Source organism: Pseudomonas sp. KB_15, from assembly GCF_052114525.1.
In the GTDB taxonomy this organism is placed as follows: Bacteria; Pseudomonadota; Gammaproteobacteria; order Pseudomonadales; family Pseudomonadaceae; genus Aquipseudomonas.
The window spans coordinates 1-18,568 of record NZ_JBFREX010000019.1 but is presented as its reverse complement, the minus strand read 5'-3'; the positions used below and the strand labels follow the sequence as shown (position 1 = coordinate 18,568).

Genomic DNA, 18,568 nt, shown 5'->3' with positions numbered 1-18,568 from the left:
GGAGTGCCCGACATGAACAATTCGAAGCGAGGTTCGCTCACCTTGCTGGCCGGCGCGATGCTGCTGGCAAGCTCGGTCGCCTTCGCCAACGTGGAGCCGGCAGCGCCTGCCAAACCGGCGCGTCCGGCCACCATCGCCAAGGAACTACAACAAGCCAAGACCTACACCGTCAGCAGCGCACCGACCGCACCACTGGAGCTTGAAACGCCGAAATTGCCGGACATTTCGGGCTACACAGCCGAGGCCATCGCGGCAAAAATCGTGCGCAGCAAACCGGGCAAGATCAGCCTGCGCCGGATGATGCAGGAAGACGCCTTGAAGGACTTCATCGGCGGTGACAACAAGATGGCCGAGTGGGTGGTGCGTCAGCACGGCATCCCCCAGGCGATCTTCGTCGACGACGGCTACATGAACCTCAAGGACCTGGCGAAAAAGGTCCCCAAGCAGTACTTCAGCGAAACCTCGCCGGGTGTGTTCCTGTCCCGGTTGCCGATCGTGGTCGGTCGTCACGGCATCCTCGAAATCGACAAGCAGACCCAGGAACTGCGCCTGTCCCAGGAGGGCGGTGCGTTCCTGGTCAACGACGGCCAGTTGTTCGTGCGTGACACCAAAATCACTGGTTGGCGCGAGAAGGACAACGGCCCGGCGACATTCAATTCGCCGAAGGAATTCCGTCCGTTCCTGCTGTCCTGGGGCGGCACCGAGACCTACATCGCCAACAGCAAAATCGCCAGTTTCGGTTACGCCAACAGTAAGTCCTACGGCGTGAGTATTTCCCAGTACACGCCGAACATGGCCAAGGTGCTCAAGCGCCCTGAACCGACCGGCTGGATCGTCGGTTCCGAGTTCTCGGACATGTGGTACGGCTTCTACTGCTACGAAACCCGCGACTTCGTGGTCAAGGGCAACACCTACAAAGACAACATCGTCTACGGCATCGACCCGCATGACCGCTCCCACGGTCTGATCATTGCCGACAACACGGTGTACGGAACCAAGAAGAAGCACGGGATCATTATTTCCCGTGAGGTCAACGACAGCTTCATCTTCAACAACCGCAGCTACGACAACCACCTCTCGGGGCTGGTGATCGACCGTAACAGTGTGAACAACCTGATTGCCCACAACGAGATCTACCAGAACCACACCGACGGCATCACCCTCTACGAGAGTGCCGACAACCTGCTGTGGGGCAATCGCGTGCTGAGCAACAAGCGCCACGGCATCCGCATTCGTAACAGCGTAAACATTCGCCTCTACGAAAACGTCGCCATGGCCAACGGCCTGACCGGCGTCTACGGCCACATCAAGGACCTGAGCAACACCGACCGTGACATCAAGCTCGACCCGTTCGACGCCCAGGTGTCGCTGATCGTGGTCGGTGGTGAACTGGCAGCCAACGGCAGCGGACCGCTGTCCATCGACTCGCCGCTGAGCGTCGAGTTGTATCGCGTGTCCATGCTCGCGCCAGCCAAGGCCAGCGGCATCAGCTTCACCGGCATCCTTGGCGAGCGCCAGGATGAAATTCTCGACCTGCTGGTGCGCCAGCAGAAAGCCGTGCTGATCGACCCTGTCGAACGCCAGACCGAAATGCGGGACTGAGGATAATCTTATGCACCCACACTTGATCAAATTACTCAGCCTGTCGGCCCTGACCGCCGGCATTCTCGCGGCCAGCACTGGCGCGCGTGCCGATGAAGTTCAAGCGCCCAAGTTCAGCGCCGAACCGTGCTGCAGCCTGTGCCCGGCCGCTCACGATGCGAAGAACTACACCACCCGTTATCAGCAGAACTTCACCACACTGGTACAGGCCCAGGGCGACTGGCTGTTCCGTACGCAAGAAGACTTGCGCACCGAGTTCGACACCACGCCCGCCGGCTACAAACGCATGAAGCAACTGCACGATGCGTTCAAGAGCAAAGGCGTGGAGCTGGTTGTGGTTTATCAACCTACCCGTGGCCTGGTGAACCGCAACAAGCTCAACCCGGCGGAGAAAGCCAGCTTCGACTTCGACAAGGCGCTGAAGAACTACAAGTCCATGCTGGGCCGTTTCGCGCAGATGGGCTACGTCGTTCCGGACCTGTCGCCGCTGACCAACGAGTCGTTGCCCGACACCCTGCCCGCCCACGATTTCTACTTCCGCGGCGACCAGCACTGGACCCCGTACGGTGCCCAGCGCACGGCGAAAATCGTCGCCGAGAAGGTCAAGCAATTGCCTGAATTCGCCGACATTCCCAAGCGCGAATTCGAGACCAAAAAATCGGGGCGCATGGGCAAGACCGGAACGTTGCACAACATGGCCGGTCAACTCTGTGGCACCAGCTACGCGATCCAGTACATGGATCAATTCACCACCGAGCCGAAAGGCGAAGCGGGTGATGGCGACTTGTTCGGCGATTCCGGCAACCCGCAAATCACCCTCGTGGGTACCTCCCACAGTGGCAAGAACTACAACTTCGCCGGTTTCCTCGAGGAGGCCATCGGCGCCGACATCCTCAACGTGGCGTTCCCCGGCGGCGGCCTCGAAGGTTCGATGCTGCAGTACCTGGGCAGTGACGAGTTCCAGAAGAACCCGCCGAAGATTCTCATCTGGGAATTCTCGCCGCTGTACCGCCTCGACCAGGAAACCATCTACCGCCAGATGATGGCGTTGCTGGACAACGGTTGCGAAGGCAAGGATGCACAGATGTCCGGCAGCGCCACGCTCAAGCCGGGCAAAAACGAACTGATGGTCAACAGCAAGAACATGGACCTGCGCAACAGCAGCCACCAGGTCGACATCCGCTTCGCCGATACCTCGGTGAAAACCCTGCAAGCCACCCTCTGGTACATGAACGGTCGCCACGAGGACATCAAGATCGACAAACCGGAAACCTCCGAGACTGACGGGCGTTTCGCTTTCGAATTGCGCACGGACGAAGACTGGGCCTCGCAGAACCTGCTGGCCGTTGAAGTCCAGGGCCCCGAAGCCGGTGCCGCGCCACAGAAAGTCGAAGCGAAAATCTGCAAACGCAACGTATTCCCGGGCGCCGAACAGCGTACTGCTTCGGTCGGGCAATGAGGTCTGCTATGCGCTATCCGAAATTTTCAACACTGTTGGCACCAACGCTCTTGAGCCTGGCGATGTTCGCCGGGGCCACGCAAGCGGCGGCGCCACTGCGTCCACCCCAGGGCTATTTTGCGCCTGTGGATAAATTCAAGACGGGCGACAAGAGCGAAGGCTGCGATGCAATGCCGACGCCGTACACCGGCTCGTTGCAATTTCGCAGCAAGTACGAAGGTTCGGACAAGGCCCGCGCGACCCTGAACGTGCAGTCGGAAAAAGCCTTCCGCGAGAGCACCGCCGACATCACCAAGATCGAGCGCGGCACCAGCAAGCGCGTGATGCAGTTCATGCGTGACGGTCGCCCGGAACAGCTGGAATGCACGTTGAGCTGGCTGACGGCCTGGGCACAGGCCGACGCGCTGATGTCCAAGGACTTCAACCACACCGGCAAGTCGATGCGCAAATGGGCGTTGGGCAGCATGGCTTCGGCGTATATCCGCCTGAAGTTTTCCGACTCCCACCCGCTGGCCACCCATCAACAGGAAGCGCAAGTGATCGAAGCCTGGTTCAGCAAGATGGCCGACCAGGTGGTCAGCGACTGGGACAACCTGCCGCTCGACCAGACCAACAACCACTCGTACTGGGCGGCGTGGTCGGTGATGGCCACTTCCGTCGCCACCAACCGCCGCGACCTGTTCGACTGGGCGGTCAAGGAATACAAGGTCGGCGCCAGTCAGGTCGACGCCGACGGCTACCTGCCCAACGAACTCAAGCGTCAGCAACGGGCGCTGGCCTACCACAACTACGCCCTGCCGCCGCTGGCGATGATCGCCAGTTTCGCCCAGGTCAACGGTGTGGATCTGCGTCAGGAAAACAACGCCGCGCTCAAACGCCTGGGTGACCGGGTGTTGTCCGGGGTGAAAGACCCGGACCAGTTCGAGAAAAAGAACGGCAAGGAACAGGACATGACCGACCTGAAAGAGGACATGAAATTCGCCTGGCTCGAACCGTACTGCTCGCTCTACACCTGCTCGCCCGAGGTGCTGGCGAAGAAGCACAAGATGCAACCGTTCAAGACCTTCCGCCTCGGCGGTGACCTGACCAAGGTCTACGACCCGGCCAATGAAAAGGGCAAAGGTTCTTAGAGACAAACACAGATCCCCCTGTAGGAGCGAGCCTGCTCGCGATGACGGAGTGTCAGTCGACATCGATGCTGAATGTCAGACCGCAATCGCGAGCAGGCTCGCTCCTACAGGGTCGATGTCAGGTGTGAGTTTTTTGTGTGATGCCCCCCGGTTTTCGGTGGGGGGTTTGGGGGGGCCGTTGGCCCTTGACTGTTGGTTCAAACAAGGAGAGATCGGGATGGTTTTTTCGTCCAACGTGTTCCTGTTTTTGTTCTTGCCGATCTTTCTCGGCTTGTACTACCTGAGCGGGCAACGCTATCGCAATTTGCTGCTGCTGATTGCCAGTTACGTGTTCTACGCCTGGTGGCGTGTGGACTTCCTCGCGCTGTTCGCCGGCGTCACGCTGTGGAACTACTGGATCGGCCTGAAAGTCGGTGCCGCCGGGGTCAAGACCAAACCGGCGCAGCGCTGGCTGCTGCTCGGCGTGGCTGTCGACCTGTGCATCCTCGGCTACTTCAAGTACGCCAACTTCGGCGTCGACAGCATCAACGCAATGATGACGTCAGTGGGCCTGGAACCATTCATCCTGACCCACGTGCTGCTGCCGATCGGGATCTCGTTCTACATCTTCGAGTCCATCAGCTACATCATCGACGTCTACCGTGGCGACACTCCGGCGACCCGCAACCTGATCGACTTCGCGGCGTTCGTGGCGATCTTCCCGCACTTGATCGCCGGTCCCGTGTTGCGTTTTCGCGACCTGGCCGACCAGTTCAACAATCGCACCCACACCCTCGACAAATTCTCCGAGGGCTGCACGCGGTTCATGCAGGGCTTCATCAAAAAAGTCTTCATCGCCGACACCCTCGCGGTGGTGGCCGACCATTGCTTCGCCCTGCAAAACCCGACCACGGGCGATGCCTGGCTTGGTGCGCTGGCCTATACCGCGCAGCTGTATTTCGACTTCTCCGGGTACAGCGACATGGCCATCGGCCTGGGCCTGATGATGGGTTTCCGCTTCATGGAAAACTTCAAGCAGCCGTATGTCAGCCAGTCGATCACCGAGTTCTGGCGGCGCTGGCACATCAGCCTGTCGACCTGGCTGCGTGACTATCTGTACATCACGCTGGGCGGCAATCGCAAAGGCACGCTGATGACCTATCGCAACCTGTTCCTGACCATGCTGCTCGGTGGTCTGTGGCACGGCGCGAACATCACCTACATCGTCTGGGGTGCGTGGCACGGCATGTGGCTGGCGATTGAAAAAGCCATCGGCCTGAACACCTCGCCACGCAGCTTCAACCCGATCCGCTGGGTAATGACCTTCCTGCTGGTGGTGATGGGCTGGGTGATCTTCCGCGCGGAAAACCTGCACGTCGCCGGTCGCATGTACGGCGCGATGTTCAGCTTCGGCGACTGGTCGCTGTCGGAACTCAACCAGGCCAGCCTCACCGGCCTGCAAGTGGCGACCCTGATCGTGGCTTACGTGACCCTGGCGTTCTTCGGCCTGCGCGACTTCTACACCAATCAGCCTCCGGTCAAGACCAAGCCTGCAGTGAACGTCGACGCCGACGGCCCGGCCGCCGCGACAACCGGAACGATCAAGGCCGTGCCTGGGGATAACCCGGCGAGCATCCATCAGCCTGGCTACACCGTCGGCGTCGAAGCCCAGGTGCAACCAGCTTATTGGACTGCTGACTGGTCGCGCTACGTGATGCGTGCACTGGTGCTGCTGTTGTTCATCGCCTCGATTCTCAAACTCTCGGCGCAAAGCTTCTCGCCGTTCCTTTACTTCCAGTTCTGAGGGATCTGACCATGACCCGCTCATTACGTATCTTCTACATCGCGCTGTTCCTGGTGACCCTGCTGGTGCTCGGTCTGTGGTCGGTGCGCAGCTTCTTCGGCTTCAGCACCAACGCCGATGCGACGGTACTCAACGGCCGCTGGACCAAGGCCGTGGAAACCCACTACGACGACGAGTTTCCGATCAAGCGCCTGGGCACCAATCTTTGGGCCGCACTGGATTTCAAACTGTTCAACGAAGGTCGTCCGGGTGTAGTGCTCGGTCGCGACCAGTGGTTGTACAGCGATGAAGAGTTCCATCCGGTGGTCAACGAAGAACTGAACCTGCAAGGTAACTACGCGCTGGTCGAAGGCGTGCGCCAGACCCTGAAAGAAAAAGGCGTGCAACTGGTGATGGCGGTGGTCCCGGCCAAGGTGCGCCTGTACCCGGAGCACTTGGGTGAAGTGAAACCGGCGAGCATCCATGCCAACCTCTACAAGGACTTCCACCAGCGCCTGGCCGCCGACCGGATTCCGGCCCCGGACCTGCTCGGCCCGCTGCAACAGGCCAAACAGAACGGCCAGCAAGTGTTCCTGCGCACCGACACCCACTGGACCCCGGAAGGCGCCGAGATTGCCGCCGACCGCCTGGCCAAAACCATCGCCGACAAGTACCCGCTGAGCGGCGAGCCGCAGCGCTTTGTGACTGAACCTGCGGAAACCGTGACACACAAGGGTGATCTGCAGTTGTTCCTGCCGCTCGACCCACTGTTCGAAAACCTGATGCCGGCGCAAGAGCCACTGCAAAAGCGCAACACCGTGGCGGCGGACGACCAGCCGGCCGGTGACGACGCCCTGTTCGCCAACACCGAAGTGCCGGTGGCCCTGATCGGCACCAGTTACAGCGCCAACCCCAACTGGAACTTCGTCGGTGCGCTCAAGCAAGCGCTGCACAGCGACGTGGTCAATTACGCCGAAGACGGCCACGGCCCGATTCTGCCGATGCTCAGTTACCTCAAAAGCGACGCCTTCAAGAACAGCCCGCCACAGGTGCTGATCTGGGAGTTCCCTGAACGATATCTGCCTGTGAACAACGAAATCGGCGACGCCGACCCGCAGTGGGTCGCAGAGCTTAAACAAGCCGGCGCGCGCCAACAAAACGTAGCCATCAACAACAAATCCGAGACGCCCGACCGGGCGCAAAACTGAAAGAGAGGTACACCATGACTTTCACTACAACTCCGCGTCGTCTCGCTAAACGCTTTGCCCTGGTTGCCGGCCTCAGCGTGATGTCGGTGCAGGCTTTCGCCGCTGGCGACGCCGCCCTGTACGGCCCGACCGCACCGAAAGGCTCGACCTTCGTGCGTATCTACAACGCCAGCAACGCCGAAGTCAGCGCCACCGTTGGCAGCACCAACCTGAGCGATGTCGCGCCACTGTCCAGCAGTGACTTCAGCTTCATGCCGGGCGGCGACTACAGCGCCAAGGTCGGTAGCCAGTCCCTGCCGGTGAAACTGGCCGGCGACCACTATTACACCCTGGTCAACAACGCCAGCGGCGCACCGCAACTGATCGAGGAGCCGCCGTTCAAGAACAAGCAGAAGTCCCTGGTACGCGTGCAAAACCTGAGCGACAAGGCGCTGACCCTGAAGACCGCCGACGGCAAGACCGACGTGGTCCCGAACGTTGCGCCCAAGGGTCGCGGCGAGCGTGAAATCAACCCGGTGAAAGTCAGCCTGGCCCTCTATGACGGCGCCACCAAAGTCGGCGACGTGAAACCGGTCGCCCTGGAACGCGGTGAAGCCGCAGTGCTGTACGTCACCGGCAGCGGCAGCGGCAGCAGCCTGTCGCCGGTCTGGGTGAAACGCCCGGTATCGACGCGCTGATGAATTCGTCAGGTCGATGATGCCCCTGTAGCAGCTGGCGAAGCCTGCGTCCGGCTGCGCAGCAGTCGTCAATCCAGGCGCCTTCTTGTCTGGATTGACGACGGCTCCGCCGCCGAACGCAGCCTCGCAGGCTCGGCAGCTGCTACAGGTGACCCGATCTGGCTACGAAACAAAAACAAGAGTGAAACGACAGAACGCAGTAGCTCTAACCAATCGATATTAAAGGAGTAACAACATGATTCCGGTGATCTTGTCAGGTGGTAGTGGCTCACGTCTTTGGCCGCTTTCCCGTAAACAGTTCCCTAAGCAGTTCCTGGCCCTGACCGGCGAACACACTCTCTTCCAGCAAACCCTGGAACGCTTGGTGTTCGAAGGTATGGACACGCCCATCGTGGTCTGCAACAAGGACCACCGTTTCATCGTCAACGAGCAGTTGGCCGCGCGCAAACTGGAAACCCAACGCATCCTGATGGAACCGTTCGGTCGCAACACCGCGCCGGCCGTGGCCCTGACTGCGATGATGCTGGTCAACGAAGGTCGCGATGAACTGATGCTGGTACTGCCGGCCGACCACGTCCTGGAAGACCAGAAAGCCCTTCAACGCGCGCTGGCCCTGGCCACCGTCGCCGCCGAAAACGGTGAAATGGTGCTGTTCGGCGTACCGGCCACCAAGCCGGAAACCGGTTATGGCTACATCAAGTCGACCAACGACTCGCTGCTGCCGGAAGGCGTCAGCCGCGTCTCGCACTTCGTCGAAAAACCCGACGTGAAGCGCGCCACCGAGTTCGTCCAGTCCGGTGGTTACTTCTGGAACAGCGGCATGTTCCTGTTCCGCGCCAGCCGCTTCCTGGAAGAGTTGAAAAAGCACGATCCGGACATCTACGACACCTGCCTGCTGACTCTGGAACGCAGCAAGCAGGATGCCGATACCATCACCTTCGACGAAGCCACCTTCGCCTGCTGCCCGGACAATTCCATCGACTACTCGGTGATGGAAAAAACCCAACGCGCCTGCGTCGTGCCGCTGACCGCCGGCTGGAGCGATGTCGGCTGCTGGTCGTCGCTGTGGGAAGTGAATGCAAAAGACGCCAACGGCAACGTCACCAAGGGCGACGTGGTGATCCAGGACAGCAAAAACTGCATGATCCACGGCAACGGCAAGCTGGTGTCGGTGATCGGCCTGGAAAACATCGTCGTGGTCGAAACCAAGGACGCCATGATGATCGCCCACAAGGACAAGGTCCAAGGCGTGAAACAGATGGTCAACACCCTCAACGAACAGGGCCGCAGCGAAACCCAGAACCACTGCGAGGTCTACCGTCCGTGGGGCTCCTACGACTCGGTGGACATGGGCGGCCGCTTCCAGGTCAAGCACATCTCGGTCAAACCGGGCGCATGCCTGTCGCTGCAGATGCACCACCACCGCGCCGAGCACTGGATCGTGGTCAGCGGCACCGCCGAGGTGACTTGCGATGAAAACGTGTTCCTGCTGACCGAGAACCAGTCGACCTACATTCCGATTGCTTCGGTGCATCGCCTGCGTAACCCGGGGAAGATTCCGTTGGAGATCATTGAGGTGCAGTCGGGGAGCTATCTGGGTGAGGACGATATCGAGCGGTTTGAAGATATCTATGGTCGGTCTACGCCGGTTGAGCGTGGGGTTGCGGTGAAGACAATCGCGCAGTAAGCATCTGTAAATCCTAAGCCCGCGAGCCACCCGCTGCGTTCCCTATCCGCAGTGGGTGGTTCGCGGGCTTTTTTTTGTACTGAGTTTTTTGTAGTGCCTCGACTGGCCTCTTCGCAGGCAAGCCCGCTCCCACAGAGGACCGGGTGGAATGCAACATTCGTGAACAACCAAAAAACCTGTGCGAGCGGGCTTGCCCGCGAAGGGGCCCCCACAGTCATCGCGGAAATCTCTCCCATCGCCAATCGCACCTACGCTTAGGTAGGATGCTCTTCTCTGTTCCCGAGGTTTGCGCGTCATGTTCATCGGCGTCCTGCTGGTCATCACCTGGCTGATCCTGTTGTTGCGCTATCCGGCCAAGGCCTTGCCCGTTTCCATGGCCGCTGCCGTGGGGCTGGGCATCGTCGCCACCTGGGTTATCTGGATGGACCACCGCGAACTGAAGCAGCTGCAACGCCTGGAGTTGCGCATCAGTTACGCGCCGCAGCAGTGTCCCGCCGACCGGCCACTGCAGTTGACCCTGAACAATGGCAATGACGTGCCGCTGACCGAGCTGCGCTGGCGGGTCGCGGCCTATGCGCCGGGCGATACGGTGAACCTGGCCGACAATCAATACACCGCCCCGCGCTATCGTGGCCCCGGCGAATTGCAGGCCGGTGGCAACTGGGAAGATTGCTTGCCGCTGCCACCACTGCGCCCTGGCTACCGTCCGGAAACCCTGGAGTTTCGCGCCGAGCGATTGCAGGGTAGTTTTTCCGACTGATCCCTCCTCCATTTTTTGCACAAGGAATGCGCCATGCCCGTCGCGTTGATTACCGGTTGTTCCAGCGGCATTGGCCGCGCCCTTGCCGATGCGTTCAAGGGTGCCGGCTATGAAGTCTGGGCCAGTGCGCGCAAGCCGGACGATGTCGCGGCACTCACCGCCGCGGGGTTCACCGCCGTGCAACTGGATGTGAACGACGCAGCTGCGCTCGAAGCCTTGAGCGAGCGAATCAACCAACAAACCGGCGGCCTCGATGTGCTGATCAACAACGCAGGATATGGCGCCATGGGGCCACTGCTTGATGGTGGTGTACCGGCCATGCAACGCCAGTTCGAAACCAACGTGTTCGCCATCGTCGGCGTCACCCGCGCCTTTTTCCCGGTGCTGCGTCGGGCCAAAGGGATGGTGGTGAATATCGGCAGCGTTTCCGGGGTGTTGGTCACGCCTTTTGCGGGTGCCTACTGCGCTTCAAAAGCCGCCGTGCATGCCTTGAGCGATGCCTTGCGCATGGAACTGGCGCCGTTCGGCGTGCGGGTCATGGAAGTCCAGCCGGGGGCCATCGCTTCCAGTTTTGCCAAGAATGCCGGGCACGAAGCCGAGCAATTGATCAGCGAGCAATCGCCGTGGTTTCCGCTGCGTGAAGGCATTCGCGCCCGGGCCAAGGCTTCCCAGGACAAACCGACCCCGGCCAGTGAGTTTGCCGCCGGATTGCTCAAGGCCGTGCAGCAAGCCAAACCGCCACGATTGATACGCCTGGGCAATGGCAGCCGTGCGTTGCCGCTGATGGCAAGTTTGTTGCCCAAGGGTTTGCTCGAATCCGGGCTGATGAGGCGGTTCGGGTTGCGTGGGCAGCTCTGACACCGCRTCGCCTGCAATCGCGAGCAAGCTCGCTCCCACAAGGATTTTTGGTGTGAATGCTATTTATGCCATCCAGCAGAACCCTGTGGGAGCGAGCCTGCTCGCGATGGCGCCGGAACAGACACTGCAAATTTCAGGAATGAGTTGATGACCGACTACACCGAGTACTTCGACGAAGTGATCCAGGCCCACGTGGCCATCGAACAATGGCTGGCCGAAGAACAGGACGTATCCGAACTCGAAAAACTGCTCACCCGTTTTTCGCCGCGGTTTTCCATGATCTCGCCGCTCGGTCGGGTGCTGGATTTTGACGCGCTGAACGAGTTGTTCACGTTGGCGGGCGGCAAGAAGCTCGGGTTCCGGATCGAGCTCAGCGAGTTGCGTGGTATTGCGTTGTACGACGGCGGCGCGATCGTGAGTTACCGCGAGCAACAGACCGATGCGACCGGACTGCACTCGGATCGTCGCTCAACCGTGGTGTTCGAGAAGGTGGAAGGCAGAATTCTTTGGCGGCATCTGCAAGAGACCTTCTGCTGAACACGACGACGATCAACTGTAGKAGCGAGCCTGCTCGCGATGGACGTCAACGATAACGCGTGCATTCTGAATACACGCGGCGCGCTCTGGTTCATCGCGAGCAGGCTCGCTCCTACAGGGGGATGCATTCCAAAATGTGGGAGCGGCGGTGCGGCGATCCGACTTGCTCGCGAAGCAGACGACTCGGTCTACCGGCTATGCCCCACTATCCTGCTTCACCACCACCGTACAAGTAATCCCGGCCGCCAACACCACACCCTCCGGCACTTCATCGATGTGAATGCGCACCGGCACCCGCTGCGCCAGGCGCACCCAGTTGAAGGTCGGGTTGACGTCGGCGATCAATTCGCGGCTCTCCGGGTTGTCGCGGTCGTAGATGCCGCGCGAGATACTTTCCACGTGCCCCTTGAGCACTTCACCGCTCATCAGTTGCATGTCGGCCTTATCGCCGACGCGCACATGGGGCAGTTTGGTTTCTTCGAAGAAGCCGTAGACCCAGAACGAGTTCATGTCGACCACGGCCATTTTCGCCTCGCCGATGCGCGCGTAGTCGCCACGATGCACGTTGAGGTTGGTCACATAACCGTCCACCGCCGCACGGACTTCAGTGCGTTTGAGGTTGAGTTCGGCGGCTTCCAGTTGCGCCTGGGCCTGCTGGTAATCGGCCAGGGCAGAGTCAGCGAGGTTGCTGGCGTCGTCGCGGTTTTCCCTGGAGATCACCAGGTTGTCCATATCGGCACGACGATGGGCGTTGACCTTGCGCATCTCCCACGTCGCCTTGCGCGAGGCAACCAGGCTTTGTGCCTGTTTCACCGCCAGGCGGTAGTGCTCGGGGTCGATCCGCATCAGCAAATCGCCCTTCTTCACCAGTTGGTTGTCGCGCACCGGCACGTCCACCACTTCGCCGGTGACGTCGGCGGCGACGTTGATGATGTCGGCCCGCACGCGACCGTCACGGGTCCACGGCGTGTTCATGTAGTGCTCCCACAAGGAGCGGCCGATCCACAGCGCGAGGGCCAGCACCAGCAAGGTCGCGAGCAGGCTGAAAAACTTTTTCATCGGGGCATTCTCAGTGATAGAGAGTCAACGGTAGACAGTCAGCGCCATGGCGCCGAACAGACAGGCAAACAGACTCAGGCGCAGTAACGCCGGGTGCCAGAAGAAGCGGTACAGGTCGAACCCGGACAGGAACCGGTCCAGCGCCCAGGCAAGCAGAGCCGCAATGAAAAACATCAGGGTCATGGTCGGCATGTACACGCCGTGGAAGGCGATTTCACGAGGCATGTTCAAGTCCTTGGGGCTGGCTGCTTACGAAGGCGGCGAGCGGTGATTGCGGATCGAGCAGAGAGGTGCGGATGAAGTGCAGGTAGCTCTTCACCCGGCGCAACGCCGAGGTATCGAAATGCGGGGCGAAGGGTTCGTCGGTGGACTGCACACGGCTGATCGCGTGATCGACGGCGATCAGTGCGCGTTCGAGGTTGCTGCTGTTCGGTTGCAGGAACAACCGCACCAGTGCGCGTCCCATCACCCGGATCGCCTGGCGCCACGGCCGGGATTCGGCATAGGCCGGATGAACCGGCAGAATCGCCTGTTCCTTGCGCAACTCGATGATCGCGTGGCCTACTTCCAGCACCACGAACATCCAGCGCAACAAGTCCCGCTGCACTTGCGGTTGACCCGCCGCAAAGCCGTAGGCCTGGTGCACCAGATCGCGGGTACGGCTTTCGAAACCCGACGCCAGCCCCTTGAGCTTGCCGCTGATGGCGTACACCACCTGACCGCGCAAATCCTGCTCCAGCCGGCGCCACAGCCAGCGACTGTTGGGCGGCAGAATGATCGCCCCGGCCGCTGCGCACACCAGCATGCCCATCACCATCGCGATGTAGTCGTTGATGAAGGTGTAGGGGTTGTAGACCGTAAGGTTGTCCGGCACCGAACCGGTGCTGAAGAAGATCAGCAGCCCCAGGCCAACCCCGGCGTATTGTGGCCGTGAACTGAGGAACGAACCGAGCACGATCACCGGGGCCAACACCATGCACAGCAATGGGAAACCGTCGATCCACGGATAGATGAAGAACATCTCGACGAAGCCGATCAATGCCCCGAGCAGCGTCCCGCAAGCCATCTGGAATGCCATGCGTTTCGGGTTCGGTGTCGCCGCGGCCAGGCCAACGGTAGCGGCGGCAATCAAGGTCATGGTCGCCCCGCTCGGCCAGGCCGTGGCCACCCAATAGCTGCCCAGCACCACCAGAATGAATGACGCACGAATGCCCGACGCCGCAGCGGCCAGCCAGTTGGTTTGCGGGGTGTACGGCTCGTCCCAGCGCTCCCGTTCGTGACTGTGATCGGCCAGGGACGCGTGGGTCTGCGCATAACCGTGCAGGTCGTCGACGAAGCGATAGAGCAGCTCGTACGCGGTGTGGAAATCCAGTTGCTCGGCATCGCCCGGATTGCTCTGCTGGAACGTCGCCCGAAGACTGCGCACCCGCGCCGGCAGACCTTCCTTGTAGGCGGTAAGCACCGCGACCAGACGCGCCGCATCGGCGCTGGTCAGGGCTCGACCGCTGAAGCCGTCGAGCAACTCGGCGAGGTCCTGCAAGCCCGGCTTGATCGCCGCCACCACCTGGTCCGCCGCGCTGCTGCGCAAGCGTTCGAGCAATTGATGCAAGGCGTTGAAGCGCGTGGTGATGCTCATGAACTCGCTGTTCAAGCGACTGAGCCGGCCATTGCGCCGACGCATGTGCGGGTCTTCAAAAACCGTGACGCTGCGCAAGCCTTCCAGGCCCACCGCTTCAGCGATGAAACGCACGTTGCCGGCCTCGAACGCCTCTCGCTGACTGCGGCCGCGCAAACCGTCGGTGACGAACAAGGCGAACACGCCAAAGCGCTGATACAACGCATTGCGCATCGCCGCGCTGGCCGATTGCGGGAGGATGGCGGCACTGATCAGTGTCGAGCAAAGAATGCCCAACGAGATTTCCAGCACCCGCCAGACCGCGGCCATGAACGCACCATCCGGATGAGCCAGCGCGGGCAAGCCGACCATCGCTGCGGTGTATCCGGCGAGTACGAAACCGTAGGCGCGAAAGTTGCGGCAGCGGGCGGCACCGGCGGTGCAGATACCGACCCAGATCGCCAGCGAACCGAGGAACAGTTCAGTGTTTTGTGCAAACAGCGCAATCAACGCGACCATCACCGACGACCCGGCCAAGGTGCCGAGAAAACGATAGAAACTCTTGGCGAACACCTGGCCGCTTTGCGGTTGCATGACAATGAACACGGTGATCATCGCCGTGCGTGGTTGCGGCAGCTCCAGGCGCATGGCCAGCCATAGCGTCAGGAATGCCGCGAACAACACCTTGAAAATGTAGACCCAGGTCACGCCATCGCTGCGTGCCCAGTCGAAGAAACCCCGGCGCCATTCAAGGGAGTACAGCCAGCGCAAGGGTGCGGGCAAGGGAGTCATCAAATCCTGCTCAATAAATTCCAGTGAAAACCGGAACCTGTGGGAGCGAGCTTGCTCGCGATAGCGGTGTGTCAGGCGACATGATTGCTGACTGACACGCCCTCATCGCGAGCAAGCCTGCTCCCACAGGTGTTGTGTTCAACGCAAAAGACTCGGGGTTTTCGGCGCCTGGGTCTGGCTGTCTTTCGGCACGTCGTTGCCGGCACCGAGGCCACCGCCCAACGCCGTCACCAGTTCGGCATGGGCGCTCAAACGCGCCGCCTGTACCTGCTGCTGCACTTGCTGCTGCTTGAACAGCAAGGTCTGGGCGTTGAGCACGTTGAGGTAGTCGGTCAGGCCACGCTGGTAGGCGATCATCGCGATGTCGTAGGTCTTCTGCGCGGTGGCCACCGACTCGGCGGCGAACGCCTGTTGCTTGTCCATGGACTCGCGGCGGATCAACTGGTCGGAGATGTTTTTCAGGGCGTTGACCAGGGTCTGGTTGTACTTGGCCACGGCGATGTCATAGCCGGCCGAGGCTTCACCCAGTTCCGAGCGCAAACGTCCGCCATCGAAGATCGGCAACGAAATTGCCGGACCTACGCTGTAGTTGAGTTTCTTGCCGGTCAGGAACTCCAGGGCCCCGCCGCCGGTGGCCATGTAGCCGAGGCTGCCGACCAGATCGACGTTCGGGTAGAAACCGGCATGGGCAACCTCGATACCCCGCGCCTGCGCCGCCACTTGCCAGCGACTGGCGACCACGTCCGGGCGTTGACCGAGCAATTGCGCCGGCAGCGAAGACGGCAGTTTCAGTGGCGCACCCAGCGACAGCGTTGGCCGCTGCAACTGTGCGCCTTCCCCCGGGCCCTTACCGGCGAGGGCCGCGAGCTGATTGCGGCTCAAGGCGATTTCTTCGTCGAGGGCATCGATCTGGCGATGGGTTTCCGGCAGCGGCGTCTCGGCCTGGCTGACTTCGAAATGGGTGCCGATGCCACCGTTCAGGCGCTTCTGCGCCAGCTCGAGAATCTGCTGTTGCTGCTTCAAGGTCGCTTCGACGATGTCCCGCTGGGCGTAATGCAACGACAACTCGATGTAGACACGCACGATGTTGTCCTGCAATTCGAGCTGGGCCTGACGCGCTTCGGCGACCGTCATGTGTGCCATGTCCACCGCACGCTCGGTGGCATTGCTTTCGCGGCCCCAGAGGTCGAGGGCATAACTGAAACCCAGCGCGGCGTTGTTGTCCCAGGTCGTGGAGTTGGCCAACTCACCCGGCCCGTAGAACTGGTCGGTGGGCCAGTTGTGGCGCTTGAGGGTGGCATCACCATTGATCTGCAGCGACTCGGCTGCTTCGGCCACGCCGGCCATGGACCTGGCCTGACGCACCCGGGCGGCGGCCATGGCCAGGGTCGGGCTGCCTTGCAGGGCGAGGTCGATCCAGCGATTCAGCTGCGGGTCGCCATAGGCTTGCCACCATTGCGCGGTGGGCCAGTGCGCATCATGCGCGGCGCTCTGGATCGCTTCGTCGGTGGCCAGTGAATTGGCCTCCAGCGCCTTGTCCTGCGGGGCAATACCTCCGGTTCCGATGCAGCCGCTGATTGCCAGGGTTAAAGCCAAAACACTGAGCGGCTGAAGCGCTCTGCTGATGCGACGCGGCACTGCTGCGATTTCCTGAAATAGGGGGAAGGCATGAGATTTTCTGGAAACCGGAGATCCGCTTTTGTGGGAGCGGGCTTGCTCGCGAAAGCGGTCTGTCAGTCAACATCTCTGTTGAATGTGATTCCCTCTTCGCGAGCAAGCCCGCTCCCACAGGTTATGCGGTGGGTCGAGCCCCGGTTGCCCAAGTTGCGCAATTCTATGGGGCAGCCAGAAGGGCGATAAGCTGGGATTCCTGTGAATCTTTGTTACCGTTAACGAGATAATCCGTAGGTAGGGGTCACCGCCCCCGAAACTTCGTGTCACAATTTGCCATCGCACCCGAGAGCACCCCATGGACACTTTGCAAAACATGCGCGCCTTCAGTTACGTGGCCGAGGCCGGCAGCTTCACCGCCGCCGCCGTGCAACTGGACACCACCACGGCCAACGTTTCGCGCGCGGTCTCCAACCTGGAAGCCCACCTGCAAACCCGCCTGCTCAACCGAACGACCCGTCGCATCGCCCTGACCGAAGCCGGCAAGCGCTACCTGTTGCGCTGCGAACAGATCCTGGCCTACGTCGAAGAAGCCGAAGCCGAGGCCAGCGACGCCCACGCACGCCCGGCCGGGCAACTGAAAGTGCACACCATGACCGGCATCGGCCAGCACTTCGTGATCGACGCCATCGCCCGCTACCGCAAGACGCACCCGGACGTGACCTTCGACCTGACCATGGCCAACCGCGTGCCGGACCTGCTCGACGAAGGCTACGACGTGTCCATCGTCCTCGCCCGCGAACTGCCGGACTCGGGCTTCGTCTCCCAGCGCCTGGGCATCACCTACAGCATCGTTTGCGCCTCGCCGGCCTACGTCAAAGCCAACGGCTGCGCACAAAAACCCAGCGACCTGCTCAACCACGCCTGCCTGCGCCTGGTCAGCCCGGTGATTCCGCTGGAAAAATGGGCGTTCGACGGCCCTGATGGCCAGGAAATGGTCACCATCAACAGCTCGCCGTTTCTGGTGAACTCTGCCGACGCGATGAAATCCGCGATCATCAGTGGCATGGGCGTTGGTGTCCTGCCGCTGTACGCCGCGATAGAAGGCCTGCGCAATGGCACCTTAGTGAGGGTGATGCCCAAATACCGCTCGCAGGAACTGAACCTGTATGCGATCTACCCTTCGCGCCAGTACCTGGATGCGAAGATCAAGACCTGGGTCGAGTACTTGCGCGGATCGTTGCCGGAATTGCTGGCGGCTCATCAGGCGGAGTTGGCGGCGTATGAATTGAGCGGGAGCCTGGGCGGGGTTCGGGTGGCGAACTGAAAATCTCTCAGTTCACAGATTGATCCTTTGTGGGAGCGAGCTTGCTCGCGATGGCGCTCTCACCTTCAACATCACTGTGAGCAGATACACCGCTTTCGCGAGCAAGCTCGCTCCCACAATTGGATTTGCATAAATCTGCCAGAAATTGGTCGGCTGGCAGGCCGCCATCGCGAGCAGGCTCGCTCCTACAATGGGTCGGCGTACACCTTCGCTCTTCACCACTCATCAGGCCGAGCGTTAGCTCGCCTGCAGCTCTTGATCTTGATCCACCCGCCCCCTCGGCAGGCTGAGTGGAGGCGTTCAACCGGGGGTGGGCGCGTAGCGCCGTTCGGCGCAGCCGAACACATCGAGAGGAGGTCGAGCGAAGCCGACCGGAGGCGATGCCCCCGGATGAATGCCGGAGCGAAGGAACCCCGAGCCTAAGCGAGGGGCCGTACGTAAGGGGCGAGCGTTTTTTTGCTTACTTTTTTTAGGCGCTTGTAAA

The 18,568-nt window shown here is 61.0% G+C and carries 15 protein-coding genes; 11 read left to right on the top strand and 4 right to left on the bottom strand.

Going from position 1 to position 18,568, the window contains the following annotated elements:
* The first annotated feature begins 12 nt into the window (after nt 1-12).
* The 10 genes from algG to AB4Z35_RS16895 all read left to right on the top strand — a co-directional run bounded on the left by algG (nt 13) and on the right by AB4Z35_RS16895 (nt 11,680).
* On the top strand, nt 13-1,602 hold the full coding sequence (algG, locus tag AB4Z35_RS16940; RefSeq protein ID WP_442098231.1) for a mannuronan 5-epimerase AlgG: 1,590 nt from the start codon (nt 13-15) through the stop codon (nt 1,600-1,602).
* A gap of 10 nt (nt 1,603-1,612) precedes the next feature.
* Entirely contained in the window at nt 1,613-3,061 is a 1,449-nt protein-coding gene (locus AB4Z35_RS16935) for an alginate O-acetyltransferase (RefSeq protein ID WP_007994054.1), read from the top strand.
* A gap of 8 nt (nt 3,062-3,069) precedes the next feature.
* On the top strand, nt 3,070-4,191 hold the full coding sequence (locus tag AB4Z35_RS16930) for a mannuronate-specific alginate lyase (RefSeq protein WP_442098229.1): 1,122 nt from the start codon (nt 3,070-3,072) through the stop codon (nt 4,189-4,191).
* Between the two features lie 217 nt (nt 4,192-4,408).
* Nucleotides 4,409-5,974, top strand: a complete 1,566-nt coding sequence (locus AB4Z35_RS16925; RefSeq protein WP_442098228.1) for an MBOAT family O-acyltransferase — start codon at nt 4,409-4,411, stop codon at nt 5,972-5,974.
* 11 nt (nt 5,975-5,985) lie between these two features.
* Nucleotides 5,986-7,161, top strand: a complete 1,176-nt coding sequence (locus AB4Z35_RS16920; RefSeq protein ID WP_442098227.1) for an alginate O-acetyltransferase — start codon at nt 5,986-5,988, stop codon at nt 7,159-7,161.
* Nucleotides 7,162-7,175: 14 nt separating this feature from the next.
* A complete protein-coding gene (locus AB4Z35_RS16915) occupies nt 7,176-7,838 on the top strand; it encodes an alginate O-acetyltransferase AlgF (protein WP_442098226.1) in 663 nt (220 codons plus the stop codon).
* A gap of 235 nt (nt 7,839-8,073) precedes the next feature.
* On the top strand, nt 8,074-9,525 hold the full coding sequence (locus AB4Z35_RS16910) for a mannose-1-phosphate guanylyltransferase/mannose-6-phosphate isomerase (protein ID WP_007998306.1): 1,452 nt from the start codon (nt 8,074-8,076) through the stop codon (nt 9,523-9,525).
* 295 nt (nt 9,526-9,820) lie between these two features.
* Nucleotides 9,821-10,285 (top strand): hypothetical protein, encoded by a 465-nt coding sequence (locus AB4Z35_RS16905; protein WP_007998302.1) that lies wholly within the window; start codon nt 9,821-9,823, stop codon nt 10,283-10,285.
* A gap of 33 nt (nt 10,286-10,318) precedes the next feature.
* Nucleotides 10,319-11,143, top strand: a complete 825-nt coding sequence (locus AB4Z35_RS16900; RefSeq protein ID WP_442098225.1) for an SDR family oxidoreductase — start codon at nt 10,319-10,321, stop codon at nt 11,141-11,143.
* Nucleotides 11,144-11,290: 147 nt separating this feature from the next.
* Nucleotides 11,291-11,680, top strand: coding sequence for a DUF4440 domain-containing protein (locus tag AB4Z35_RS16895; RefSeq protein ID WP_442098223.1), 390 nt, complete (start codon nt 11,291-11,293; stop codon nt 11,678-11,680).
* A 195-nt stretch (nt 11,681-11,875) separates the two neighbouring features.
* Here AB4Z35_RS16895 and AB4Z35_RS16890 read toward each other — a convergent pair whose 3' ends face one another.
* The 4 genes from AB4Z35_RS16890 to AB4Z35_RS16875 form a co-directional block, all read right to left on the bottom strand.
* Nucleotides 11,876-12,739 (bottom strand): efflux RND transporter periplasmic adaptor subunit, encoded by an 864-nt coding sequence (locus AB4Z35_RS16890; protein WP_442098222.1) that lies wholly within the window; start codon nt 12,737-12,739, stop codon nt 11,876-11,878.
* Between the two features lie 24 nt (nt 12,740-12,763).
* Entirely contained in the window at nt 12,764-12,964 is a 201-nt protein-coding gene (locus AB4Z35_RS16885) for a DUF1656 domain-containing protein (RefSeq protein WP_442098221.1), read from the bottom strand.
* On the bottom strand, nt 12,954-15,146 hold the full coding sequence (locus tag AB4Z35_RS16880) for an FUSC family protein (RefSeq protein WP_442098220.1): 2,193 nt from the start codon (nt 15,144-15,146) through the stop codon (nt 12,954-12,956). Before AB4Z35_RS16880 ends, AB4Z35_RS16885 begins: the two co-directional genes overlap by 11 nt.
* Before the next feature lie 138 nt (nt 15,147-15,284).
* Complete coding sequence (locus tag AB4Z35_RS16875; RefSeq protein ID WP_442098219.1) at nt 15,285-16,784, bottom strand: efflux transporter outer membrane subunit; 1,500 nt, start codon at nt 16,782-16,784, stop codon at nt 15,285-15,287.
* Between the two features lie 331 nt (nt 16,785-17,115).
* On the opposite strand from AB4Z35_RS16875, the gene AB4Z35_RS16870 reads away from it, so the two are divergent.
* On the top strand, nt 17,116-18,084 hold the full coding sequence (locus tag AB4Z35_RS16870) for a LysR family transcriptional regulator (RefSeq protein WP_007972623.1): 969 nt from the start codon (nt 17,116-17,118) through the stop codon (nt 18,082-18,084).
* Nucleotides 18,085-18,568: the final 484 nt, after the last annotated feature.